Consider the following 24,754-nt stretch of genomic DNA (forward strand, 5'->3'; position numbering starts at 1 on the left):
TTGAAAAATAGAGAGAGCGGCTAAGTTTTGATATGGAGGAGTAAATCATGCTAGGTTGATTAAGCGGATCAGACCTCCTTTGAGGGCTGATCGGTTTAATCTAGTTTGGCAGAAGCTTTGTATCAAAATTAGGGAGATTAAATGGTTTCACTTCCCCGCAACCATATAACATGCGGGGTTCAAATTACAACATTAGGGTAAGGAGGAACATATATTGATTATTAAAGGTATTGATACAGTTGAATTTGGAGTTGAAGTCTTTGACTATTTTCAATCTTTTAAAAGCACATTAGATATGTTAGCTTTATTAAAATCTAAAGCTCAAGAAGAATCCAAAGAGTATGAAGTTGAAATAAATGGCATTAGTTTAAAAGTACATAGAAATGGGATTCCTTTCTATTCCTATAAGGTATCTTGTAATGATTTCCTAATGTACTTTATGGATAAGGAAATAAAAAATACGTCACCGATTAAAGTGCGGTTTCTTGCATCTTATTTATGGTCACTTGGCTTTGAAAAGGCTGTTAAAGAGTTTCTTAATTGGTTAAGTGGTTTTGGAATCTCTATAACAGATACAAAGTTATCAAGGATTGATGTATGTGTAGATAGTGATGAAACTCCTTTTACTAGATATGATTTGGAGAAAGTAGTAACTAGAGCAAGAGGGAAAGTAAATCATTTTGTAAATGATGAATATTACAATGGAAGTGAATTTAGTGGTTTTACAATAGGGCGTGGCGATCCATTGTTGGCACGTATATATAATAAAACGCTTGAAGTGAAAAAATCTCAAAAACTTTGGTTTTATGATTTGTGGAAAGAACATTTATGGGATGAAATAAAATCTGTATGGAGGGTTGAATTTCAAATTAGAAGAAAATGTCTAAAAGAATTTGGAGTTAGCTCTATAGAAGATTTTATTCTAAAAGAAAATAACATTTGGTCTTACTTAACAATGGAATGGTTAAACCTTAAGGTTCCATTAATAGATAAAAATAAAACTAGGTGGCCGCTAGATCCTAGGTGGACTATCGTTCAAAAAGCAGATTTAACACAAAATTTTTCTCCCATTATAAGAAAAAAAGTGAAAATAGGGAATACAGAACAGCTATTAGATCAAATTGCTGGTTTACTTATTTCAGTGGGAGCCTTAAATAATCATGATAGTTTAGAGGTTACTACTAAAATTGCAAAGAGATGGACTGAATCGAAGTTAAATAAGAAAAACACTACTTTTGATCAAGAAAAAATACAAAGGAGTAGGCGCTTTCTATCAACTCATTCGTGCTAAAACAGGAGGATTTTATGAATACATTAGAACAATACCCATCAGTATTAGATGTTGTACATATTCAAGAAATATTAGGAATTGGAAGAAGACAAGCTTATGAATTAGCTAACTCTGGGGATTTTCATACAGTTCGAATAGGAAGAAGAATTAAAGTATTAAAGACTGTCTTTATATCTTGGCTAGAAGGTAGCGATGTAAAGGAGGGAAATTAATTGGCTGGCTCTGTAAAAAAAGACGGTAACAGTTGGTATTATGTACTAGAACTAGGGAAAGTAAACGGGAAGAGAAGGCAAAAAAAGAAGAGGGGATTTAAAACAAAAAAGGAAGCACAAAATGCTTTGACTGAAGCAGAACATGCTCTTTTAAAAGATGGTACATTTAGTGAACCGTCTAAAATGTTGTATAAAGAATATTTAAATAGTTGGCTTGATGATAAAAAGATACTTATAAAAGAATCCACCTTTAAAACCTATAGTTGGTTAATAAATAAATATATTATTCCTAATCTAGGAAACATAGAAATTTCCAGAATAAGACCTATAGATATCCAAAAATTGTATAATGAGATAATAAAGAATAATTTATTATCAAGGGAGAATGTACAAAAAATACATTCTTTAATAAATGATTCTTTAAAAAAAGCTGAAAGGTGGGGATTAATAAAACGCAATGTTGCTTCTTTGGTTGATAGACCTAAAGCATATAAAAGTGAATTGAAAGTCTGGGATATAGGAGAGGTTAAGAGTTTTCTAAAGGTAGCAGAAAGTAGTAGATATTATATTGCATTCCTTTTGGCACTTACTACCGGAATGCGACAGGGTGAGATATTAGCCCTAAGATGGAAAGATATTGATTTTAATAATAATACACTTTCAATTAAACAGACTTTAAATCATGCAGGGAACAAAATAATAGCAGGAGCAAAAACAAAGTCTGGACAAAGAAGTATTGCATTACCTAATGAAACAATAAATTTTTTAGTAAAGCATAAAGAAATCATTGATAATGAAAAAAGGGTAGCAGCGATTTTATATATAAACAATGATCTTGTGGTATGCACAAATATCGGGACACCATGTTTACCTAGAAATTTATTAAGGTCTTTTTATAGCTTAATAGAGAAAATAGATATAACAAAGATTAGATTCCATGATTTAAGGCATACACATGCAACTTTGTTATTGAAAGAAGGTGTTCATCCTAAAGTAGTTGCAGAACGACTTGGACATTCAAATATACGTGTCACATTAGATACTTATAGTCATGTATTACCGAGTATGCAACTTGAGACTGCAAATAAAATAAATCAGCTATTATTCTAATTTATTGTACAGGAGGATGTTTAAAATGGAGAAAAATATTTTAAATGATTTATTAAAACAAAATACGCCGATTAATTTTATTGAAGGCAAAGATATAAGAGTGGTTATTCAAGATGATGATATTCAAAATGAAGGATGGAAATCAAATGTTAAGGCTATAAAACTTTTAATTGATGAGTTGCCCGTCGGATTTATTCAAAAAGATACAGAAGACTTTTTAATTAATGAAAAAATTACTTTTCTTTTACTTAATTCAATTGCTGAATTGTTGAAGGATAATGATCCTATTGGATTTATACGCAATAAAAATAATATGGAAGTAATAAACTATTTCATAGACTTAGTAAGTGATCAAAAATGGGAATCTAATCCAGCTTTTCAAGAGTTTATTTAAGAATGAAACGACGATTAAACAAAAACATTTGAAGGAGATTATTGATGTCTTATTGCTATTGTACGAAGTGTGAGAGTGTTTATAGATGTGAAGATGTAAATGTGTGTTGTGGTAATAAAATTAATTTAATTGATTGGGCAGAATTTGCTTTTATTATGGGATATCCTTTATATCCTGTTAAGAAGAAATATGCTGGGTTTCATTTAGATTTATATAAACGTTTAGATGCTAAATCTATGTATAATCTTAGGGAATATGATCCTGAACTTTTTTATTATGAGTTTGATGGCTGGAAAGAGAGTGAATTAAAAAAACATAAATAATAACGTAATATTATTATAATTTGATTAATAGTTTAGGATAAAGTCGTAGAATAAATATCCGAATTGTATCCTTTACGAAATGATTTAGGACAACGTCCTAAATTATTTTGTAGAGGACAGCAAGCGGAGCGCGGTAGTAAATGAACAACTTTATGGTAGGGTGACCAATATGTGACCAGAGAATCTGTGAAGGCTTTAAAATTAATAAGTATAAAATAGAAACCCCTTGACTATCAAGGGGTTTTTCATATGACCCCGGAGAGGCTCGAACTCACGACCTCCACCCTGTCAAGGTGGCGCTCTCCCTACTGAGCTACGGGATCTTCAAAATGCTTATGTAACAGCATCTTTAATCATTATGTTAAAACAATTATATATAATTAACTGAAATTTTACAATATTTTTATAGTAATCTTTTGAACCGGAAGAATTTGGAGTCAATTTAGTAGTGTATTAAGGAATATATAAGTAGAGAATGTAATGAAAAGTGGGTTCAAATAGAGCGGTTATATCATTTTTTTCGATACCAATTCAAAGGACTTTCATCACTCAAATCAACAAGAAAAGGGAATAAGAAGTGTAAAGGTAAGCTTAAAAGTTCTGGCATAGCGTTTACGGTTTTCTTTGATAAATATTGCCTTCCGAAACAATACGGACAATCTTTTTCAAATGCCATGAGTATCGACCATACATCTTTTACTTTCCATTTCGTTTTACAATACGTACAACGCGCCATGAAATTCCTCCTCGGTTTTCGATATTTTTTAATATATTCCATTTCATTGTGATAAAGTCAAGTGTATTTCGTGTGATAAAATGTGTGTTTTTTATAAAAGATAATAAAGCTATTAAATTTCATCACACGAAACAAGCATACCCCGCCCTAAATCCAAACCGGGAGTATGCTTGCTTAATTTTCAGTATAGTGTACTGCATTGTACTCAACATATAACAATAAAGCTAAGGTTTATTCAATGATCATGCCCGATTGGTGAAGGTTAATTATATGTCCGGCGTTTACACATTGCCCAAATAACTTCGCGTTAAGTTTGGGAGAATAATTTTTCCATTCTTACTGTATTTGTCGAATAACTCTGATAGGAGAAGAACAAAGTTTTTATACTCTTCTTCATTTTCCTTTGGAGCATAGGACGCCGATAAATTCCTTCCTAAAAATCCATCATAATCAAGAAGTAAATCATTTTGATATTCTTTAAACTCATACTCTCCATCTTTAAAGAAGCTGTTAAATGCTTCTGGAGTTTCATCTATTCCACCGCTAAAGCCTTTAAAGGTTGGACAGGTTTTCTGGCAAATTTCTGCGTTCTCTTTAATAAGTGGACTAGTTACATCTCTACTATTCCAAACAAGAGCAACATTTGCCTTTTGTTTCAAAATTCGTTGGCATTCGATTTTGAAAGTTTCTTTATCAAACCAATGAAATGCTTGAGCAACAGTTATTAAATCCACACTATTTTCCTTTAAAGTGGTATGTTCGGCAGTTGCTTTTATAGATTGAAAACGAGAATATTGGTTTAACGATTGTTATGCCATTTTTCTCATGTCATCATTTGGCTCCACTCCAATAACATGTAAACCACTTTCAAGCAGCTGGCGGCTAAATATCCCCGTACCTGAACCAATATCGGCCACAATCTGATTCTCATTTAGTTCGTTAGCTGAAAGCAAATACTCAATATATTCATTGGGATAACTAGGTCGATATTTCGCATATATATCGGCCTTGTCAGTAAAATTTTCTGTTGTTTTCACCGTACTACCTTCTTTCCCGCGATATTATGTATAGAAATAGGAACCAAATAGTAATTTCTGCATCAGTCTCTAAGTCTACAATGTAAAAGTCCAGCTAAATGGAGCTGCCTTAGTTCCCTTATTCAAATTATACTATTTTATATGATATCTTCCAAAAGACCATGAGTTCTTATTCATCTAAATGGTCTAATTGTTGAATAATATGACCACTTGTATATCGCACGAGGGGTATGTAGGATAAGAGCTTCGCATTTTCAATATGCAAATTGGCCAATATATCCTTTTTACAATTTACTTAAAATCATGTATAACAGAGATACAAGATTATTTTACCCCGCTATTTGCGGGCAGTAAGATCCCCGCTCAAAATTCAGCGAAAGCAAAGAATTTAGGTGGGAGATTAACTGCCCGTAAAAGCCCGATTGGTTCAACTAATAATCAGTGGGGAATGAAGACCCCCCACTGATTAAAGTTTCACTTTATAAATATTCAGAAGTAGAGGGAGAATTATTGTAATGGTAAGGAAGACGTTCAAGATGCGCGTATCTAGAAATAGAACGATTTCAATTAATGGCTCAATTCTTGATGTGGATGTTACACATGATGAGTTTTTACAAGAGTTTGTTGAGTGGGTTGATTCTAAAGGTTGGTCGTTTATGGGAATGACAGATGAGATTACACCTGAGGAAGCTAGTCAAAAATTAATAGATTCATTAATTGATGAGAAGGATAAGAAAGAATAATTCTTTCTTATTTTTTATTGTATATTTATGTTCTTTATCGTAAAAGTATGATATAGTAAAAAACAGTGAATATTCTTCCAATTTAATACAAATTACATATAGATTGGTAGATTCAATTTTTAAACTGTGAGAGTATAGGGAAAAGGGAGAGTCATATGGTAAATTTAAAGAAAATTTTGGCTTTTATTACCGTTATTTGTTTATTTTTTTTGACACCTATGACGTTACGTGCTGAGACGAATGTTGGAGTGAATCCAGAACAAGTGGCACCACCACCTAAGGAAGGGCCAAATGTTTTTAGTCAGTTTGCAACTACGATCGATGCGAAAACTGGAGATATTTTGTACGATAAAAACGCACATCATCGGGCGTTTCCGGCTAGTATGACGAAAGTGTTAACGGCGATTTTACTTATGGAGCATACGAAGCCAGAGGATCAATTTACGTTTTCACAAGTAGCATTAGATCAAGAGAAGAGTAATTATCAAATTGAGTTTCAACCTGGTGAGACGATTAATAGAAATACTGCACTTATGATTTTAATGGTGCTAAGTGCGAATGATGTGTCATATGCAATTGCAGAGCGTATTGGCGGAAGTGTTGAGAATTTCGCTAATATGATGAATGAGAGAGCGAAGCAATTAGGGGCTACCGATAGTCATTTTGTAACACCAAATGGATTGCATGATCCGAACCATTATACTACGCCATATGATATGGCTATGATTACGAGAGGTGTGCAAAAGTACCCTGAGATTTTGCAAGCGATGAATACGAAAAGGACGACAGTTACGACATCTAGGCAGACGGTGTCTATTTTTAATAAATCTACTTATTTTGAAAATCCATTTAGTATTGGCGGTAAGACAGGTTTTACAAATGAAGCGCGCAATACGCTCGTTCTATTAAATGAGAAGGATGGAAATCGTATTATAAATGTAGTAATGGCTTCTCAAAGACCTGAAATTTATGAAGATTTAAAGCAGATGGCGGACTATTCTTTTGGTCAATTTGTGAAGCAAACGGTACTAGATAAACATAGTTGGCATCAAAAGACAACGTATTTAAATAAAGACATTGATAGCGAACTTGAGCAAAGTGCAGAACTTATGCTTAAGAAAGATGAAGGAAAAAACGTAAGGACAATTTTCCGTGCGGCTTCATTAGATAAAGATTCTTTATATCATAAAGGAATTCATCGTGGTGAGGTAGTTGGGGCAGTTGATATCACAAAGAATAATCAAACAATTGCGACGGTTAATGTTCTTTCTAAAGAAGATGTTACTTTTGCAATGCCTAAAAAAGATACGATTGAGCCTGAAGTAAACGAATCAAACGTGAAAATAATAAGCATTGGGATAGGTGCTGCCATATTATTTGGAGTCATTTTATTTGTAGTGCTACGCCGAAATACAAAAGGAATGAAAGCAGAAGAAAAATAAATTACTAGTTAAAAGGCTGTGAAGAGACTTTGTCACAGTCTTTTTTATATATCGAAAATAACTAATAATTGTAAATTTTCTTATTGCATTTCCGGTATGTTCGTTATATTATTTAGTTGTGTTCTTGTTAAAGAACGGAAGTGAATATTGCATACTTCAAATAATATAAAACAACGGAGAGGGAGAGATACGATGAAATTAATTTGGAAGGTGATTAGCAACGTTATCTCATTTGTTTTATTTGCATTGATGATTTGCTTAGCTTTTGTAGTTATTTCTTCAAAAGCGAGCGGCGGAGATCCAACAGTGATGGGATATCAATTTAAATCAGTGTTATCAGGATCGATGGAACCGACATTTTTAACAGGATCAATCATTGCGATAGAGCCGACGAAAGATGGTTCTAAATATAAAAAAGGTGATGTTATTACCTTTAAAGAGAAAGATGAAAAAATTATCACTCACCGTATTATCGGTGTGAAAGATACAAATGGAAAAGTAATGTATGAAACAAAAGGGGATAACAACAACGGTGCTGATTTAGAACCAGTACTTGCGGAGAATGTAATTGGAAAATATGCGGATATTACAGTTCCTTATGCAGGCTATGCATTAAATTATGCGAATTCAAAAGCTGGAGCTGCTTTACTTCTTATTATTCCAGGAGTCTTTTTGCTAGGATATTCCGCTATTACTATTTTTAGTGCGATTCGTAGCATAGACGGAGAAAAGAAAGAGAAAAAAGTAGAACAATCCGTCTAGTTCATTTGGTTATACTTTCCGTTTAGGAAGTTGACAAATATATAAATCAAGGGGATATGGACATGACTTTAAAGAAAAAATTAGGGATGGGTATCGCATCAGCAGTATTAGGAGCGGCATTAGTTGGCGGAGGAACATTTGCATACTTTAGCGATAAAGAAGTGTCAAATAATACATTTGCGTCTGGTACGCTTGATTTAGCATTAAATCCATCAACAGTTGTTAATGTATCGAATTTAAAGCCTGGTGATACAGTTGAAAAAGAATTTAAATTAGAAAATAAAGGGACACTAGATATTAAAAAAGTACTACTAAAAACAGATTACAATGTAGAAGATGTGAAGAAAGATAATAAAGATGATTTTGGTAAACATATTAAAGTAACATTCTTAAAAAATGTAGACAAGCATGAAACAATCGTAAAAGAAACAACGCTAGATAAATTGAAGGGTGACACACTTACTGCGGTAAATAACGATTTAGCTGCTTGGTTCTGGGATGAAAAAGGTATTTCAGCAGGTAAATCTGATAAATTCAAAGTGAAATTTGAATTCGTTGATAATAAAAAAGATCAAAATGAATTCCAAGGCGATAAGTTACAATTAACTTGGACGTTTGATGCACAGCAAGGCGATGGTGAAACAAAATAATAAGGACAACAAAAAGAGACTATCGAAAGTGATAGTCTCTTTTTCTGCTAAAAGTGAAATGTAAAAAGAAACATAATTTGTATATCATTTTATAATTCACTTTATTATAATAAAGATATAGTTCTTGATAAAGAACAAGTTGTTCGATAGGAGAGATTAAAATGCTGAAGCAACCGCGTAAATTCAAAAAGATGCTTATATTGCCATGTTTGTGTTCTATTACTTTTTATTTAGGCTCTCAAATGATGACTTATACAGAAGCAGCTTTCGTTCATGAAACGAAAGTAGCGGCTACTATTTCTACAGCAAGTATTTTTCCAAAAACAGTTGATCAATTAATAGAACAAGCTAAGCAGCATAAGGAAGTTATTTTGCATGAGTATAAAGAGATGAAATCAAAATTAAATGTTAGATCCACTCAGGAGATAGAACAGGCGCTTGTTATATGGAAGCAAGGACGCGAGAAGATAGCTGCTGAGAGAGAATCGTTACAAAAAGTATATAAATCAATAGAAGAACCGTATAATCAAGTACAAGAAGAGTTAAAAGGACATACAACTGAATCGAATAAGCAAGTATTCTCGTATGTGAATGCTGGCTTCCATATAGTAAAAGAAAACTGTGAGTATATTGATAAAGAAGTTAATTTACAAGTGATTGATAAACAAATTCAAGATTTTGAGAAGTTACTAGTAGATGAAACAGCAAAACAAGTGAGTGAGGCTGAGAAGCAAAAAGAACTAGAAGAGAAGAAACAAGAGGAAGCGAAAAAGCTAGAAGAGAAGAAACAAGAGGAAGCGAGAAAGCTAGAAGAGAAGAAACAAGAAGAAGCAAAAAAACTAGAAGAGAAGAAACAAGAGGAAGCGAAAAAGCTAGAAGAGAAGAAGAAACAAGAGGAAGCAAAAAATCAAGAAGAGAGTAAGAAACAAGAATAGCAAGTAAAATACAGCGACATATAGAGAGAATAGCGGTTATAAAGCCGAGTAGGTGAGAGAATATTGCGACTCACCTATTCGGCGTGTCTTCTTTATTTTAACAATCTACGTCAAAAAACAGATATGAGAAAATTAATTGGCAATATGATGTGAAGATTAATAATTAGTATAGATAGGGAATATTAATTAAAGTTTTTCTTTATTTCTCATTTTTTCGGAAATTTCTAAATAATATTGAGAAATAAAAATAACTGAAAATATTAATAAATATGTGTTGTATTTATATAATAATGTTCGTTATAATGAACATAAGGTTTTTAAAAAAGAACACATATTAGCTAAGCTAATATAGTTTTAGTTACATCTCTTATTTTAAATAAGAGATAGCAATAAAAATATAAAAAACAGCTAGGGGGAATTGATTGTGAGTCTGAAAAAGAAATTAGGTATGGGAGTTGCATCAGCAGCATTGGGGTTATCTTTAATTGGTGGAGGAACGTTTGCATACTTTAGCGATAAAGAAGTATCGAACAATACATTTGCAGCTGGGACGTTAGATCTTACATTAGACCCTAAAACGCTTGTAGATATTAAAGATTTAAAACCAGGGGATTCTGTTAAGAAAGAGTTCTTATTAAAGAATAGCGGTTCATTAACAATTAAAGACGTTAAATTAGCGACAAAGTATACTGTGAAAGATGCAAAAGGCGATAATGCTGGTGAAGACTTTGGTAAGCACATTAAAGTGAAATTCCTTTGGAACTGGGATAAACAAAGTGAACCTGTATATGAAACAACTTTAGCAGACTTACAAAAAACCGATCCAGATCTTTTAGCTAAAGACATCTTTGCTCCTGAGTGGGGAGAAAAGGGTGGATTAGAAGCTGGTACAGAGGATTATTTATGGGTACAATTTGAATTTGTAGATGATGGAAAAGACCAAAATATCTTCCAAGGCGATTCATTGAATTTAGAATGGACATTCAATGCTAACCAAGAAGCTGGCGAAGAAAAATAATAAAAAAGCGGGTATCCCCCGCTTTTTTTATAAAGAAAAAAGAAGTGCTGATTGTAAGCACTTCTTTCTATTTATTATTTTTGATCTTGCTTCCATTTTGTAAATTCAAGAAATTCACGAAATTGTTCTTTGGAGACGCCGGAGTTCATTGCATCTTTAACGAGCTGTGTCCATTCGGAGTCTAAGTGATTTTCCTTTGTTGTTTCATCATGAAGTAAAGTATCAACTGGAATTTGTAGAACTGCTGCAATTTTTTCAAGAAACTGAATGGAAGGGTTTTTTTGTAAATTTCGTTCTATAGAACTAATGTAAGATTTAGCAACGCCAGCTTTTTCGGCAAGTTCAGTTAATGAAATACCTTTTTGTAAACGCAGGCGTTTTATACGTTCTCCAATCATATTTGCGCACCTTTCTATCAATATGTCGTCGTCTTATGATGTCATTATTATAACATAAACTTCGCTAAAAAGAACAAACCTATTGAGCCTGAGTGGCCGGCTTCATACGTTGGAAAAAATGTTCGATATCTTGCAAGGCGATACCAGCGTCTAGAGCTTCAAGTATTAAATCAATCCATTCTTGATCCAATGCGTCAGTCTTATCTTTGTACAAATGTAATTCCTCCCTAATTATCGGTCATAACTGCTGCTACAGAATACGTGATAATACAATCAGATTTTGTATTTTTATGTAGTGAATTATCAAATATTTTGTAGATAAAACAAAGATAAAATCCCCATTAAATTCCCTCTATGGCGATTATAAAGTTTCTGACAAATATTTTCAATATTTTCAGAAAACATTGTTGAATTGTGATATATTCGTATGCTAACTATGGAATTTTTACAAATATATTAAAAACATTACATAATATGACTAAATATTGAAAAAATATTGAATTTTTAATAAAATTCAATTTGTAATACATATTATTTATTAGGGGAGGAAATAAGGGATGAACAAGAAACCGTTCAAAGTTTTATCATCAATCGCTTTGACAGCTGTATTAGGTCTTTCATTCGGAGCGGGTGGCCAGTCTGCATATGCTGAAACGCCTGTTAATAAGACAGCTACGAGCCCAGTTGATGATCATTTAATTCCGGAAGAACGTTTAGCAGATGCGCTAAAAAAACGTGGGGTAATTGATTCGAAGGCTTCAGAGACAGAAACAAAGAAAGCTGTCGAAAAATACGTAGAGAACAAAAAGGGTGAAAATCCTGGGAAAGAAGTATCAAATGGGGACCCACTTACGAAAGAAGCATCTGACTTTTTAAAGAAAGTGAAAGATGCAAAAGCAGATACGAAAGAAAAGTTAGATAAACCTGCGACAGGAACACCTGCAGCGACAGGGCCAGTTAAGGGTGGTCTAAATGGTAAAGTACCAACATCTCCAGCAAAGCAAAAAGCGTACAACGGTGATGTTCGTAAAGATAAAGTACTCGTTCTACTTGTAGAGTACGCTGACTTTAAACATAACAATATCGATAAAGAACCTGGTTATATGTATTCGGAAGACTTTAACAAAGAACATTATGAAAAAATGTTATTCGGTAATGAGCCATTCACATTAGATGATGGAAGTAAAATTGAAACATTTAAACAATATTATGAAGAGCAATCTGGCGGTAGTTATACAGTAGACGGCACGGTTACAAAATGGTTAACAGTTCCTGGTAAAGCTGCTGATTACGGTGCGGATGCTGCAAGCGGCGGTCATGATAATAAAGGACCAAAAGGACCACGTGATTTAGTAAAAGATGCATTAAAAGCAGCTGTAGATAGCGGTATTGATTTATCAGAGTTCGACCAATTCGATCAATACGATGTAAATGGCGATGGAAATCAAAATCAACCGGACGGTTTAATCGATCACTTAATGATTATTCATGCAGGTGTTGGACAAGAAGCAGGCGGTGGTAAATTAGGTGACGATGCAATTTGGTCACATCGCTGGACTGTTGGACCGAAACCATTCCCAATCGAAGGCACACAAGCGAAAGTTCCGTATTGGGGAGGAAAGATGGCAGCATTTGACTACACAATTGAGCCAGAAGATGGCGCAGTTGGTGTATTCGCACATGAATATGGTCATGATTTAGGTCTTCCAGATGAGTATGATACACAATATAGCGGTCAAGGTGAGCCGATTGAATCTTGGTCTATTATGAGTGGCGGTAGCTGGGCTGGTAAAATTGCAGGAACAACGCCAACAAGTTTCTCACCGCAAAATAAAGAGTTTTTCCAAAAAACAATCGGTGGTAACTGGGCAAATATCGTAGAAGTAGATTACGAGAAATTAAATAAAGGTATCGGTTTAGCAACATATTTAGACCAAAGTGTTACGAAATCTAACCGTCCAGGTATGATTCGTGTAAACTTACCTGATAAAGATGTAAAAACAATTGCCCCAGCATTTGGTAAACAGTATTACTACAGCACAAAAGGTGACGATCTTCATACGAAGATGGAAACACCACTGTTCGATTTAACGAATGCAACGAATGCAAAATTTGATTTCAAATCATTATATGAAATTGAAGCAGAGTATGACTTCCTTGAAGTACATGCTGTAACAGAAGATGGTAAACAAACGTTAATTGAAAGACTTGGTGAGAAAGCTAATAGTGGAAATGCAGATTCGACAAATGGAAAATGGATTGACAAATCATATGACTTAAGCCAATTCAAAGGTAAGAAAGTAAAATTAACATTTGATTACATTACTGATGGTGGTTTAGCATTAAATGGATTTGCTCTTGATAATGCTTCATTAACAGTAGATGGTAAAGTAGTATTCTCTGATGATGCAGAAGGGACACCACAATTAAAATTAGACGGCTTCGTTGTATCTAACGGAACTGAGAAGAAAAAACATAACTATTATGTAGAGTGGAGAAACTATGCTGGTGCAGATAACGCATTGAAATTTGCACGCGGTCCAGTATTTAACACTGGTATGGTTGTATGGTATGCGGATTCAGCTTACACAGATAACTGGGTTGGCGTACACCCAGGACACGGTTTCCTTGGCGTAGTGGATTCTCATCCAGAAGCAATTGTAGGAACTTTAAATGGTAAACCGACAGTTAAGAGTAGTACACGATTCCAAATTGCTGATGCGGCGTTCTCATTCGACAAAACACCAGCTTGGAAAGTTGTATCTCCAACGCGTGGAACATTTACGTATGATGGCTTAGCGGGTGTACCGAAGTTTGATGATTCAAAAACGTATATTAATCAACAGATTCCAGATGCAGGGCGTATTTTACCGAATCTTGGCCTGAAGTTTGAAGTAGTAGGACAAGCTGATGATAATTCTGCAGGTGCTGTTCGTTTATATCGTTAATACAGTAAAACTACCGAGAGATTTGCTTTCGGTAGTTTTTTTGTGAGCAATGAATTTTATATAAAAGAAGAAATTATATATAATGTAACTTTATGAATAGAAATTTATTATATATGAAGTCTATATAAATAATGAAAGAATTGGATAAAAATAGTGGGAGAAGGTGAATGAATGAGTGTTTCTTCTATTGTAAATAAACAAAAAGCATATTTTTATAATGGCCATACGAGAAGTATAGAAGTGAGAAAGAATAATTTGAAGAAGCTTTATGAAGGCATTCAGCGTTTTGAAGAAGAAATATTTCAGGCGTTGAAATTAGATTTAAATAAGTCAGTTCATGAGTCGTTTACAACGGAAGTGGGATATGTATTAAAAGAAATTTCCTTTCAATTGAAGCATATTTCATCGTGGAGTAAACCGAAGCGTGTTCGAACAGCGCTGACTCATTTTGGATCAAAGGGGAAAGTAGTACCTGAACCGTACGGTGTGACACTTATTATTGCACCGTGGAACTATCCGTTTCAATTAGCAATTGCGCCACTTGTAGGAGCTCTAGCAGCTGGAAATACAATCGTTTTAAAACCGTCGGAGTTAACGCCAAACGTTTCCAAAGTGATTACAAGGATGTTAGAGGATTTATTCCAAGAAGAGCTTGTAGCGGTAGTAGAAGGCGGCGTTGAAGAGAGTACAGCTTTGCTGAAGGAACCATTTGATTATATTTTCTTCACAGGTAGTGTGGGCGTGGGGAAAGTTGTCATGGAAGCAGCAGCAAAACAGTTGACGCCGCTTACGTTAGAACTTGGCGGGAAAAGTCCATGTATTGTACATAAAGATGCGAAAATAGATGTAACGGCAAGAAGGATTGTGTGGGGAAAGTTTTTAAATGCAGGGCAAACGTGTGTAGCACCTGATTATATGTATGTGCATGCTTCCGTGAAAGAACAGTTAATTGAAGCGTTGCGACATGAAATTGCGGAGCAGTATGGGAAAGAGCCACTGCACAATGATAATTATGTACGAATTGTGAGTGAGCGTCATTTTGAACGTTTATGTACGTTTTTGAAAGATGGGAAAACTGTAATTGGTGGGAACTATAAAAAAGAGACTTTACATATAGAACCAACAGTGTTAACTAATGTTACATGGAAAAGTTCCGTTATGGAAGATGAAATTTTTGGTCCGATTTTACCAATCATAGAGTATGACAATATAGAAGATGTAATTGGCACAATCCAGCAACATCCGAAGCCGTTAGCGTTATATGTATTTTCTGAAGATAAAGAGGTACAAAAGAAAGTAACGAGTAATATTTCGTATGGCGGAGGCTGTATTAATGATGTCGTCTATCATCTTGCAACACCATATTTACCTTTTGGTGGCGTCGGAAGTAGTGGATTAGGGAGTTATCATGGGGAAGAAAGTTTTCGGACTTTTTCACATTATAAAAGCATTTTAGCCCAATCTACGGCATTCGATATGAAAATTCGCTACTCTTCTACAAAAAGTGCTTTAAAATTCATACGAAAGTTGTTAAAATGATGATGGTGTTTATCAGTAGGCGTAGCCGTATGATAAAAGCCCCTTCGCAATGGAAGGGGTTTTTCTGTTCGACATTATGTATCAGGCGAAAATGAATCAAACATACTACATAAAGAATAGAAGTGAACGCTTGCTAAATAACCATTTTTGTTTGGATCGAAACAAAAAATAGTCTATAGAACATAAATATTTATTCATGAATATAAAAATTTAAATTTGAGGTAGATAGGACGGGAAAATGAAAAAGATTATTAAAGTTGAAGCAGTAGAAAAACATTTTGGAAATCAAGTGATTATCCCACCGCTTTCTTTAGATATTAAAGAAGGGGAATTTTTAACTATTTTAGGACCGAGTGGTTGCGGGAAAACGACGTTACTTCGTATGATCGCAGGGTTTGAAACTCCAACTAAAGGGAATCTTTTATTAGATGATGAAAAGATTAACGATTTGCCACCATATAAGCGTCATATGAACCTAGTGTTCCAACATTATGCGCTATTCCCACATATGAATGTGGAGAAAAATATTTGTTTCGGTATGAAAATGCAGAAAGTACCGGCAGCAGAGCAGAAAGAGCGTGCTGAAGAGGCAATGCGTTTAACGCAGTTACTTGAGTTCCGTAATCGTAAACCTGCAAAGCTTTCTGGTGGACAGCAGCAGCGTGTAGCAATTGCGAGAGCGATTGTAAATAACCCGCGTGTATTATTACTAGACGAGCCACTTGGAGCATTAGACTTTAAGTTAAGAAAAGACTTGCAACGTGAATTGAAAAACTTACAACGTAATTTAGGAATTACGTTCATATACGTAACGCACGACCAAGAAGAAGCGATGAGCATGAGTGATCGTATCGTTGTTATGAATAAAGGCCATATTGAACAAATCGGAACGCCGAAAGAAATTTATAATAAGCCGAAAACGTTGTTCGTTGCGACATTTATCGGTGAAAATAATATTGTGAAAAACGGGGAAGGCTATGTAGCAATTCGCCCTGAAAATGTAAAAGTGCGTTCGGTTGAAGAGCAGATTTTAAAAGAATACCACCTTGGACATATTGAAGACATTGAGTTTGTTGGAAATATGGAAAAGCTTTATGTACGTGATGAGAAAACATCAGAATTACTAATGGCATATCAAACTGCTGAAGAAGCAGCGCAGTGGAGCATTGGAGATAATGTATACGTAGGCTGGGAGCAAGAGGACGAGGTGACCTTAAATTGAAAAAAGGGAAATTACTCGCACTACCTACAGTCGCGTGGCTGTTAATCTTCTTCCTAATTCCCCTTCTGTTTGTATTGGCATTTGCCTTCATGCAGCGCGGAGCATATGGGACAGTGGAAATGCAATTTACATTAGAAAACATAGCACGTGTATTTGACCCATTATATATGGGGACGTTATGGGAAACAGTGAAAATTGCGGTTATTACGACAGTAATATGTTTACTAATTGGTTATCCATTTGCGTATACAATTACAATTGTTGATCGTAAATATCGTTCGATTCTTTTATTATTGGCAACGATCCCGTTTTGGATTAACTTCCTTGTTCGTTCATACGCATGGATTGTTATTTTACGTTCACAAGGTCTTGTAAACACATTGTTATTGAAGCTAGGCGTTATTAGTGAACCGTTAAATTTACTATACAATACACCTTCTGTAATACTTGGGATGGTATATTCTTTATTACCATTTATGATTTTACCGGTGTATGCAGCGATTGAGCAGCTTGATAAGCGTAAGCTAGAAGCAGCTTATGATTTAGGGGCAACACCAGTAAAGGCATTTTGGAATGTTACAGTACCAATGACGATGTCAGGGATTGCTACCGGTTCTATTTTAGTGTTTGTTTCTTCTATCGGAATGTTTGTTGTATCAGACGTTATGGGTGGATCGAAAGTAGCATTAATCGGAAACGTAATTCAAAATCAATTCTTAGGAGCGCGTGATTGGCCGTTTGGATCTGCGTTATCTATGATTGTTGTTCTATTCTCTGTTCTGTTAATTTACTTATATTATCGTGCAACGAAAGTATATAAATATGATGGGAACGGAGGGGAATAGGCAAAAATGAAGAAGTTTTTAGTTTCTTATTCTTGGTTAATTTTATTGTTCTTGTATTTTCCAATGATGGTTTTAATGGTATATTCCTTCAATGATTCTCGCATTAATGCGGAATGGGAAGGGTTCACATTCCATTGGTATACAGATTTATTTCAAAAACAAGATGTTATTGATGCATTTGTAAATAGTATGACGATTGCGATCGTAACGACGATTGTAACGACTGTTCTTGGTGTGATTTTCGCAATTGCATTACATCGTTATAAATATCGTTATGAAGGGGCCATTAACGGTCTTGTGTATTTACCAATTTTAATTCCTGATATTTTAATGGGATTATCTTTACTTATTTTATTTAGTCAATTAGGTATGGAGCTTGGTAAAACAACAATTATTATTGCACACATTACTTTTAGCATTTCATTTGTTGTCGTTATTTTAGCAGCACGTCTTTCTGGTATGGGACGTGATTTAGAAGAGGCTGCGAATGATTTAGGAGCAACGCCGTGGCAAACATTTCGTTTTGTAACGTTCCCAGCGATTGCACCTGGAGTTATTTCGGCTGCATTATTAACATTCACATTATCAATTGATGATTTTGTAATTAGTTTCTTCGTATCAGGACCAGGATCAACAACATTGCCATTATACATTTACAGTATGGTTAAGCGCGGAGTATCACCAGAAATTAATGCACTTTCTACAATTTTAATTGTGGCTATCGTAGGATTAATGGTTCTATCTGAAATCTTCCGTAACAAAGGTGCAGATGGTGAAGAAAACTCTGGAGGACACCTTCCTTTATAATACGAACGATATAGAAAGTACGAGGAGGTAATAAAACCGATGAAATTAATGAAAAGATTAGCCGGCGCAGCAATTAGCTTTAGCCTTGTTGCTGGTGCACTTGCTGGTTGTGGTGAAAAAAAAGAAGAGTTAAACATTTATAGCTGGGCTGACAATTTTGATGAGCAAGTGCTAAGAGATTTTGAAAAGAAATATAACGTGAAAATTAACTATGATAAGTATGCAAGTAATGAAGAAATGTTTGCGAAATTACAAGCAGGTGGCGCGAAGTATGATTTAATTCAGCCGTCGGATTATATGGTTAAAACGATGGCGAAAATGGATTTATTAGCGCCGTTAGATAAAAAGAATATCCCAAATATCGAAAACATGATTTCTAATTTTAAAACACCTGCGTTTGATCCAGAGAATAAATATTCTTTAGTATATACTTGGGGCGTAACAGGTATTGCATACAATAAAAAGTATGTGAAGGAAGCACCTACAAGCTGGGCTGACTTATGGAATGAGAAATATAAAGGGCATGTAACTTTATTAAATGATTCTCGTGAAGTGTTAGGAATGGGTCTTAAGAAGCATGGATTCTCAAACAGCACGAAAGACGATGCACAGTTAAAGACAGCAGCAACTGATTTACAGAAGCTACTTCCAAACTTATTAGCATTTGATACAGATAATATTAAACAAAAATTCATTACAGAAGATGCTTGGATCGGAACAGTTTGGTCTGGGGATGCAGCATTTATCGCAAAAGATAATAAAGATGTAGAGTACGTTGTACCAAAAGAAGGCGGCACAATTTGGGCTGATACGTTAGCAATTCCAAAAGGTGCGAAAAACAAAGAGCTTGCAGAGAAGTTTATGAACTACTTATTAGATGAAAAAGTAAGTGTGAAAAACTACGAGTCAATTGGATACAGTAATCCAAATGAAAAAGCTCATCCTCTTCATAGTAAAGAATATCGTGAAAACCACATGATCTTCTTAACGAAAGAAGAATTAGATCGTACAGAATGGCTTGTTGATGTAGACGATAAGCTAAAAGACTACGACCGTTACTGGACAGAGTTAAAAACAAAAGGTAAATAAGTGAGAAAATGCGGTTTCTAAAGTAGAAATCGCATTTTTTCATAGTAGGAGGAAATCGTTTGAAGAAGAAGTTGCATCAATATGAGGTAATGTGTATCGGTTTATTATTTGCTGTATTTGGCATTGTTGCTTGGAGAGTACATGCTGGTGGCGTTACAGTGATGGATACATATGTCCGAGGATTAGTAAAAGGAGTACAAACAGAAGAGTCGTTTGCATTTTTCTCACATTATACAAAATTAGGGTCTGCCATTGGAATCGTAACTACGCTCATTATAAGTTTACTTGTTTTTTGGAGAAAACGTTATTTTGCTGCGATGATTGTATATCCTATGGGCATTTTAGTAACACATCTTGTGAATAAAGGAATAAAAGAAATTGTGAAAAGAGATCGTCCTTCGTTAAACGAAGCGTTGGATGCACTTGGGTATAGCTTCCCTAGTGGTCATGCGATGTTATCTATTATGACATTCGGGTTTCTTGCTTATATCATTGCAGCAAATTTGAAGAGTGTGACCGGAAAATATGTGATAACGCTTTTCATGGGAATAGTAATCGTATCGATTGGATTAAGTAGAGTCATTTTAAATGTACATTATCCAACTGATATTTTAGCAGGCTACTGCGTAGGTGGTATTTTATTAATTATGGCGATTTATTACCATCGTTTACTTACTGAGAGGTTTGCTCTTAATAAAGAGAGATAGAAAAACGTCTAGAAAAACTATTATTATAGTTTTTCTAGACGTTTTTTGTTTGTATGAAGATGTGATACATTATAAGTAACAATTGAATGATGTAAAGTAGGTGAAAATGTGTGAAAACAAATGTACATAAAGTAGATAAGTGGGGGAAGTTAGGAGCTTTTTTATATCAGTTTCGTTATACAGTAATTGTAGCATTATTATTGCTTGCGATAGTACTCGGTATTTTCGCTCCAAAGTTACCGGGAGTATTAGGTGGTGACGGTTTCCAAACAGAAGGAGACTATCAAAAAACGAAAGAAATTTTAGATAAAGATTTTAAGAGGTCTCAAGATACGCTGTTACTCGTTTTTGAAAAAAATAAAGGTGTTTCACATGAGGAATTTCAAAAGCAAGTAGAGGGAATTGTAAAAAATGTACAAGAGAAAGAGACATATGAATCTTTCCATCACCCAGTGCAAAATAAAGAAATGTTACAAGATGATATCGGCTATGCGACAATTTTATTTTCCGGGAAAACAAATAAAGAACGAATGGAAAAGACATTACAATTTGCTGATAAAATTGAAAAGGAAAGTAATACAGCATTAAAAGTAACACCTACAGGGTTTCCGAAAATTAATAAAGAAATTAATGAAAGAACGCAAAATGATTTAAAAGTGGCAGAGATGATTGGGTTACCAATTGCATTTCTCGTATTACTATTTTCATTCGGTAGCCTTTTGGCATCTATTTTACCAATTGTAAATGGGGCACTTAGTGTTATTAGTACGATGGGCATATTATATTTTATAGGTAGCGATAAGGAACTATCTATCTTTGTGCTAAATGTTGCACCGATGATCGGACTTGCGTTATCTATTGATTTTGCGCTATTATTTGTAAATCGTTTTCGAGAGGAAGTTGCAAAGCGAACGGTAAAAGAAGCAATAGCAATTACATATCAGACAGCAGGGCGGGCAATCGTATTTTCAGGATTATGTGTATTCGTTGGCCTATCCGGTTTGTTTTTCTTTAAAATCGATTATATTCAGTCTGTCGCAATTAGTGGAATGATTGTTGTGATTATGAGTATTATATTCTCGCTCACACTCCTTCCAGCGCTATTATCCTTAATTGGTAAACGAATATTAAAAAAGAATCAAGTAGCACATACGCCGGCAAAGGCGTGGCGTACATTTGCACAATTTGTAATGAAACATCCAATTGCGATGATTATTGTTGTTACAACATTTATTGTGATTTGTTTATTACCATTACGTACAGCTAATTTACAGTTCCCTGACGTAGAAGCTTTACCTAAACAAAGTGATACAAGAATTGCATATGAGAAGTACGAAGAGGCATTTAATAAAACTGCAAAAACACATGCTGATGCTACGTTAGTGGTAGAGACGAAAAAAGATATGAGAGAAAAAGAGAGTTTACAAAAGGTAGAAGAAGTCATTCAAAAGTTAAAAGATGATAAGAAAGTATATGAAGTAAGAAGTTTATACGACAGTTTAAATGGAATGAAATCAGATCAAGTTGCTGGGATGTTACAGTCGCCAGAAGCTGCTAAAATAGCTCCGGTATTTGAAGCGTATACGAAAGGAAATAAGACAACAATCGAAGTCTTTTTACATACAAAACCACGTACAGAAATTGGGAAACAGTGGGTTCGTGATTTTAAACAAAACTATAAAGAAACGAACGTTACATATTATCTAGGCGGAATGACGACGTTCCAACAAGAGTTAGAAGATGAAATTAAAGATAAAGTTGCAATTGGTATGTCTGTTATATTTGGATCGACTTTTGTTATATTATTATTTGCATTTCGATCTATACTCATTCCAATTAAGGCGATTATTATGAATATACTTAGTTTAAGCGCAACAATTGGAATTGTTGTTTGGTTATTCGAAGGTGGTCATTTTGGTTTAGAAGCAAGTCCAGTTCTATTTGTTTTACCAATCTTCATTTTCGGCCTCGTCTTTGGGCTTAGCATGGATTATGAAGTCTTTCTTATTTCACGTATCCATGAATTATATGAAGAAACAGGAGATAACGATCAGGCGACGTTAGAAGGACTTGTTTCAACAAGTAGAATTATTACATCAGCTGCATTAATTATGATCGTTGTAACGGGCGCATTCGCCTTTACTGATATTTTACCAGTAAGACAAATGGGGCTTGGTGTTGCATTAGCAATATTCCTTGATGCAACAATTATTCGTCTTATGCTTGTACCAAGTTTAATGAAATTGTTTGGAGACTGGAATTGGTGGTTACCATTTCGAAAGAAAAGAGAAAAATCATTATAAAAAATACTCATCTATAAGATGAGTATTTTTTTATGAATAGCAGGACCTACATTTTGCAAATAGTATGTGATAAGAACATTACATATAAGTAGGTGAAGGCAATGTTTCGTTATTTTAAGTTTAAGCTAAATGATACAGTACAGTTTGCAGAAAATGATGGGCATTTGTATCGCATTGTCGGTTATCGGTTAGAAAAAGGGTTTTATCCAAAAGATGAATGGACTCATATCATTTATGAATTGCTTAGAGATTTTGATGGGTATACGATGGATGCGGAAGAAGAGGAACTTGTAAAGGTCATTCAAGTAGAGGATGAGTATTACAAAATACAAGAAGTATCGGGCTATCGTTATCCGGTAAAAATGAAGCAAAAACAACAAGTGATGAAAACAGAAAAGATGGATGACTTATTAGATACGTATAACGATTATAAGAGATTGGCGGATTTCTTTAAAGATTTATCGTATGAACAAAAAGCGGAAGAAGTGTTGCAGGAAATGAGAAGGCGTAGAGCGTGAAGGGCAGTCTATTATAAGACTGTCCTCTATTTTTGACGGTGCATCAAAGTGTATTTTCCGTTACAATGAGAGAATCAATAGAAATAAGGTGATACAGTATGGAAACGAAGAAGAAGGGCGAATGGTGCGAAATTACTGTGCCAGCGAAATGGAATGGTATAAGCATCGAGTCGCTATTAAAAATAGAATGGGAAATACCGAAAAAGTTGTTACATCAGCTTCGTATGGAAAAAGGTGTTACTGTTAACGGAGAACAGAGAAGATGGAATGAGCTTTTAAAAGAGGACGAAAAGTTACAAGTTCATATGTTTATGGAGGAAGAATACGGTGTAGAGCCTGAATATGGTGAATTACATGTAGTATATGAAGACGATCATGTACTCATTGTCAATAAGCCTGAGAAGATGGATACGCACCCTGCTGAAAAAGGTGGGATGGGAACTCTTGCAAATCTTGTTGCCTTTCATTTTCAAATGCAAGGTTTAGAGACGAAGGTTCGTCATATTCATCGGTTAGATAAAGATACGACAGGTGGTGTCGTGTTTGCCAAACATAGAATTGCTGGTGCAATTATGGATCGTTTATTAATGGAACGAAAAATTAAAAGAACATATGCAGCTCTTGTAGAAGGCAAAGTGAAAAAGAAGCAAGGAACGATTGACGCGGCTATCGGAAGAGATCGCCATCATGCGACGAGACGACGTGTTTCTCCAAAGGGAGATCAAGCAATTACATATTATAAAGTAGAGAAGTATTTTAGAAAACAAAATGTTACGCTTGTAACGTTACAATTAGAAACTGGTAGAACCCATCAAATTCGTGTTCATATGAGCTATAATGGTAATCCGTTAGTTGGGGATGTTTTATATGGTGGAGGAACGAAATATATGTCTAGGCAAGCGTTACATGCGATGAAGATAAACTTTTTACATCCAATTACGAAAGAAGAGATTGAAGTGGATGTACCATTTCCTACAAAATTAAATGACAAAATGAAAGAATTTCAAAGAGTAAATGCGTAAAGTGTAAGTTTAAATTTGAGAAAAGTAGATTTTTGCAGGAATTTCTCTAAAAGAAGCGAAGCCGTTAAGAGAAAAGAGAGGTGAGAATCACTTGATCAAATATAAATATATACTAGGAATATTTTTCGCTTGTCTTTTAGTTACTCTATGTCTCTATCCATATTTACCAGAGCATTTGGCGGTACATTGGAATGGAAATGGTCGGCCAAACGAGTTCATGAGTAAACAAGTTGTTATAGCACTTATTCCTTGTCTTATTATTTTCTTACATGGATTGATGTATATTATTTCACATAATATATATAAGTTTAATGAAGACGAGCATGTCATTATAAGTGGATTTCTAAAGACGATTACTTTATTTATGTTGTTTATCCATATGCTCATTCTTTTTATTAATTTTGGAAGCATGATATCCTTTCAAACAGGACTAACAATTGGGATTAGTATGTTTCTCTTTATGCTTAGTAAGGCGTTTAAAAAAGTTCAGAGTACGGAAAAAGACTCAATCAAATTAAAAAAAATCCGTTTAGTGAGTAGACGGATTTTTCAAGTGATGGCATGTAGTATATTGTTTTCATTGTTTTTGAACTTGAAATGGGGATTTTATGTGTTACTTAGCGTAATAAGTGGTGGTTCTATTTTGTTTATGTTCTACGCTTTATACTCATACATAATAGAAAGTTATGAAACGTAAAAAAGA

At 34.5% G+C, this 24,754-nt stretch carries 25 protein-coding genes, 1 tRNA gene and 1 pseudogene; 22 read left to right on the forward strand and 5 right to left on the reverse strand.

Annotation, left to right across the window (positions count from 1 at the left end; genetic code table 11):
• Positions 1 to 214: 214 nt before the first annotated feature.
• The 5 genes from BGI23_RS06445 to BGI23_RS06465 are packed head-to-tail and all read left to right on the forward strand — an operon-like array spanning position 215 to position 3,330.
• Positions 215 to 1,291 (forward strand): replication initiation factor, encoded by a 1,077-nt coding sequence (locus tag BGI23_RS06445; protein ID WP_070805533.1) that lies wholly within the window; start codon positions 215 to 217, stop codon positions 1,289 to 1,291.
• A gap of 14 nt (positions 1,292 to 1,305) precedes the next feature.
• Positions 1,306 to 1,503 (forward strand): helix-turn-helix domain-containing protein, encoded by a 198-nt coding sequence (locus BGI23_RS06450; RefSeq protein ID WP_001093894.1) that lies wholly within the window; start codon positions 1,306 to 1,308, stop codon positions 1,501 to 1,503.
• Positions 1,504 to 2,613: a tyrosine-type recombinase/integrase gene (locus BGI23_RS06455; protein ID WP_070805534.1), complete on the forward strand. Its 1,110-nt coding sequence runs from the start codon at positions 1,504 to 1,506 to the stop codon at positions 2,611 to 2,613.
• Positions 2,614 to 2,638: 25 nt separating this feature from the next.
• Positions 2,639 to 3,007: a hypothetical protein gene (locus tag BGI23_RS06460; protein WP_000414270.1), complete on the forward strand. Its 369-nt coding sequence runs from the start codon at positions 2,639 to 2,641 to the stop codon at positions 3,005 to 3,007.
• Positions 3,008 to 3,051: 44 nt separating this feature from the next.
• Positions 3,052 to 3,330: an aldehyde dehydrogenase gene (locus BGI23_RS06465; RefSeq protein WP_070805535.1), complete on the forward strand. Its 279-nt coding sequence runs from the start codon at positions 3,052 to 3,054 to the stop codon at positions 3,328 to 3,330.
• Between the two features lie 250 nt (positions 3,331 to 3,580).
• On the opposite strand, the gene BGI23_RS06470 is transcribed toward BGI23_RS06465, so the two are convergent.
• The 3 genes and pseudogenes from BGI23_RS06470 to BGI23_RS06480 form a co-directional block, all read right to left on the reverse strand.
• A tRNA-Val gene (locus tag BGI23_RS06470) sits at positions 3,581 to 3,653 on the reverse strand.
• Positions 3,654 to 3,841: 188 nt separating this feature from the next.
• The gene (locus BGI23_RS06475) at positions 3,842 to 4,066 is read right to left on the reverse strand and encodes a hypothetical protein (RefSeq protein WP_070805536.1); all 225 of its coding nucleotides are present in this window, start codon (positions 4,064 to 4,066) and stop codon (positions 3,842 to 3,844) included.
• Positions 4,067 to 4,347: 281 nt separating this feature from the next.
• Positions 4,348 to 5,103: pseudogene (locus tag BGI23_RS06480) on the reverse strand (class I SAM-dependent methyltransferase).
• Between the two features lie 515 nt (positions 5,104 to 5,618).
• Between BGI23_RS06480 and BGI23_RS06490 the strand changes: the two are divergent.
• The 6 genes from BGI23_RS06490 to calY all read left to right on the forward strand — a co-directional run bounded on the left by BGI23_RS06490 (position 5,619) and on the right by calY (position 10,653).
• Positions 5,619 to 5,846 carry a hypothetical protein gene (locus BGI23_RS06490; RefSeq protein WP_000251864.1) on the forward strand — a complete coding sequence of 76 codons (228 nt, stop codon included), beginning with the start codon at positions 5,619 to 5,621 and terminating at the stop codon, positions 5,844 to 5,846.
• A gap of 155 nt (positions 5,847 to 6,001) precedes the next feature.
• A complete protein-coding gene (locus BGI23_RS06495) occupies positions 6,002 to 7,288 on the forward strand; it encodes a D-alanyl-D-alanine carboxypeptidase family protein (RefSeq protein WP_070805538.1) in 1,287 nt (428 codons plus the stop codon).
• Positions 7,289 to 7,480: 192 nt separating this feature from the next.
• A complete protein-coding gene (gene sipW, locus BGI23_RS06500; RefSeq protein WP_000767806.1) occupies positions 7,481 to 8,050 on the forward strand; it encodes a signal peptidase I SipW in 570 nt (189 codons plus the stop codon).
• 62 nt (positions 8,051 to 8,112) lie between these two features.
• A complete protein-coding gene (locus BGI23_RS06505; protein ID WP_000172849.1) occupies positions 8,113 to 8,700 on the forward strand; it encodes a CalY family protein in 588 nt (195 codons plus the stop codon).
• Positions 8,701 to 8,861: 161 nt separating this feature from the next.
• Entirely contained in the window at positions 8,862 to 9,635 is a 774-nt protein-coding gene (locus BGI23_RS06510) for a DUF4047 domain-containing protein (protein ID WP_070805539.1), read from the forward strand.
• A 424-nt stretch (positions 9,636 to 10,059) separates the two neighbouring features.
• The gene (gene calY / locus BGI23_RS06515) at positions 10,060 to 10,653 is read left to right on the forward strand and encodes a biofilm matrix protein CalY (protein WP_070805540.1); all 594 of its coding nucleotides are present in this window, start codon (positions 10,060 to 10,062) and stop codon (positions 10,651 to 10,653) included.
• Between the two features lie 74 nt (positions 10,654 to 10,727).
• Here the strand turns inward: calY and BGI23_RS06520 are convergent, their stop codons facing one another.
• Positions 10,728 to 11,051 carry a helix-turn-helix domain-containing protein gene (locus BGI23_RS06520; protein WP_000578880.1) on the reverse strand — a complete coding sequence of 108 codons (324 nt, stop codon included), beginning with the start codon at positions 11,049 to 11,051 and terminating at the stop codon, positions 10,728 to 10,730.
• Positions 11,052 to 11,130: 79 nt separating this feature from the next.
• Positions 11,131 to 11,265: an anti-repressor SinI family protein gene (locus BGI23_RS06525; protein ID WP_000276215.1), complete on the reverse strand. Its 135-nt coding sequence runs from the start codon at positions 11,263 to 11,265 to the stop codon at positions 11,131 to 11,133.
• A gap of 343 nt (positions 11,266 to 11,608) precedes the next feature.
• Here BGI23_RS06525 and inhA1 point away from each other — a divergent pair, with 343 nt between their 5' ends.
• The 11 genes from inhA1 to BGI23_RS06580 all read left to right on the forward strand — a co-directional run bounded on the left by inhA1 (position 11,609) and on the right by BGI23_RS06580 (position 24,748).
• Positions 11,609 to 13,999, forward strand: coding sequence for a M6 family metalloprotease immune inhibitor InhA1 (gene inhA1, locus BGI23_RS06530; RefSeq protein WP_070805541.1), 2,391 nt, complete (start codon positions 11,609 to 11,611; stop codon positions 13,997 to 13,999).
• A 171-nt stretch (positions 14,000 to 14,170) separates the two neighbouring features.
• On the forward strand, positions 14,171 to 15,538 hold the full coding sequence (locus BGI23_RS06535) for an aldehyde dehydrogenase (protein WP_070805542.1): 1,368 nt from the start codon (positions 14,171 to 14,173) through the stop codon (positions 15,536 to 15,538).
• 238 nt (positions 15,539 to 15,776) lie between these two features.
• Entirely contained in the window at positions 15,777 to 16,760 is a 984-nt protein-coding gene (gene potA, locus BGI23_RS06540; protein ID WP_000720320.1) for a spermidine/putrescine ABC transporter ATP-binding protein PotA, read from the forward strand.
• A complete protein-coding gene (gene potB / locus BGI23_RS06545; protein WP_070805543.1) occupies positions 16,757 to 17,605 on the forward strand; it encodes a spermidine/putrescine ABC transporter permease PotB in 849 nt (282 codons plus the stop codon). The genes potA and potB overlap by 4 nt, the downstream gene beginning before the upstream one ends.
• Positions 17,606 to 17,611: 6 nt before the next feature.
• Positions 17,612 to 18,412 carry a spermidine/putrescine ABC transporter permease PotC gene (potC, locus tag BGI23_RS06550; protein ID WP_000714198.1) on the forward strand — a complete coding sequence of 267 codons (801 nt, stop codon included), beginning with the start codon at positions 17,612 to 17,614 and terminating at the stop codon, positions 18,410 to 18,412.
• A gap of 39 nt (positions 18,413 to 18,451) precedes the next feature.
• On the forward strand, positions 18,452 to 19,501 hold the full coding sequence (potD, locus tag BGI23_RS06555) for a spermidine/putrescine ABC transporter substrate-binding protein PotD (RefSeq protein WP_070805544.1): 1,050 nt from the start codon (positions 18,452 to 18,454) through the stop codon (positions 19,499 to 19,501).
• 59 nt (positions 19,502 to 19,560) lie between these two features.
• On the forward strand, positions 19,561 to 20,208 hold the full coding sequence (locus BGI23_RS06560; protein WP_000727789.1) for a phosphatase PAP2 family protein: 648 nt from the start codon (positions 19,561 to 19,563) through the stop codon (positions 20,206 to 20,208).
• A gap of 110 nt (positions 20,209 to 20,318) precedes the next feature.
• Complete coding sequence (locus BGI23_RS06565; protein ID WP_070805545.1) at positions 20,319 to 22,511, forward strand: MMPL family transporter; 2,193 nt, start codon at positions 20,319 to 20,321, stop codon at positions 22,509 to 22,511.
• A gap of 101 nt (positions 22,512 to 22,612) precedes the next feature.
• Positions 22,613 to 23,029, forward strand: coding sequence for a hypothetical protein (locus BGI23_RS06570; protein ID WP_000490288.1), 417 nt, complete (start codon positions 22,613 to 22,615; stop codon positions 23,027 to 23,029).
• A gap of 98 nt (positions 23,030 to 23,127) precedes the next feature.
• Positions 23,128 to 24,051 (forward strand): RluA family pseudouridine synthase, encoded by a 924-nt coding sequence (locus tag BGI23_RS06575; protein WP_070805546.1) that lies wholly within the window; start codon positions 23,128 to 23,130, stop codon positions 24,049 to 24,051.
• A gap of 91 nt (positions 24,052 to 24,142) precedes the next feature.
• Entirely contained in the window at positions 24,143 to 24,748 is a 606-nt protein-coding gene (locus tag BGI23_RS06580; protein ID WP_070805547.1) for a DUF1648 domain-containing protein, read from the forward strand.
• Positions 24,749 to 24,754: the final 6 nt, after the last annotated feature.

It is taken from the genome of Bacillus sp. ABP14 (assembly GCF_001831375.1).
Classification (GTDB): domain Bacteria; phylum Bacillota; class Bacilli; order Bacillales; family Bacillaceae_G; genus Bacillus_A; species Bacillus_A paranthracis.

Coding starts and splice junctions, on each gene's coding strand:
- BGI23_RS06450 (WP_001093894.1), top strand. CDS start 1,306: ATGAATACATTAGAACAATACCCATCAGTATTAGATGTTGTACATATT.
- BGI23_RS06460 (WP_000414270.1), top strand. CDS start 2,639: ATGGAGAAAAATATTTTAAATGATTTATTAAAACAAAATACGCCGATT.
- BGI23_RS06465 (WP_070805535.1), top strand. CDS start 3,052: ATGTCTTATTGCTATTGTACGAAGTGTGAGAGTGTTTATAGATGTGAA.
- BGI23_RS06475 (WP_070805536.1), bottom strand. CDS start 4,066: ATGGCGCGTTGTACGTATTGTAAAACGAAATGGAAAGTAAAAGATGTA.
- BGI23_RS06490 (WP_000251864.1), top strand. CDS start 5,619: ATGGTAAGGAAGACGTTCAAGATGCGCGTATCTAGAAATAGAACGATT.
- BGI23_RS06495 (WP_070805538.1), top strand. CDS start 6,002: ATGGTAAATTTAAAGAAAATTTTGGCTTTTATTACCGTTATTTGTTTA.
- sipW (WP_000767806.1), top strand. CDS start 7,481: ATGAAATTAATTTGGAAGGTGATTAGCAACGTTATCTCATTTGTTTTA.
- BGI23_RS06505 (WP_000172849.1), top strand. CDS start 8,113: ATGACTTTAAAGAAAAAATTAGGGATGGGTATCGCATCAGCAGTATTA.
- BGI23_RS06510 (WP_070805539.1), top strand. CDS start 8,862: ATGCTGAAGCAACCGCGTAAATTCAAAAAGATGCTTATATTGCCATGT.
- BGI23_RS06520 (WP_000578880.1), bottom strand. CDS start 11,051: ATGATTGGAGAACGTATAAAACGCCTGCGTTTACAAAAAGGTATTTCA.
- inhA1 (WP_070805541.1), top strand. CDS start 11,609: ATGAACAAGAAACCGTTCAAAGTTTTATCATCAATCGCTTTGACAGCT.
- BGI23_RS06535 (WP_070805542.1), top strand. CDS start 14,171: ATGAGTGTTTCTTCTATTGTAAATAAACAAAAAGCATATTTTTATAAT.
- potA (WP_000720320.1), top strand. CDS start 15,777: ATGAAAAAGATTATTAAAGTTGAAGCAGTAGAAAAACATTTTGGAAAT.
- potC (WP_000714198.1), top strand. CDS start 17,612: ATGAAGAAGTTTTTAGTTTCTTATTCTTGGTTAATTTTATTGTTCTTG.
- potD (WP_070805544.1), top strand. CDS start 18,452: ATGAAATTAATGAAAAGATTAGCCGGCGCAGCAATTAGCTTTAGCCTT.
- BGI23_RS06570 (WP_000490288.1), top strand. CDS start 22,613: ATGTTTCGTTATTTTAAGTTTAAGCTAAATGATACAGTACAGTTTGCA.
- BGI23_RS06575 (WP_070805546.1), top strand. CDS start 23,128: ATGGAAACGAAGAAGAAGGGCGAATGGTGCGAAATTACTGTGCCAGCG.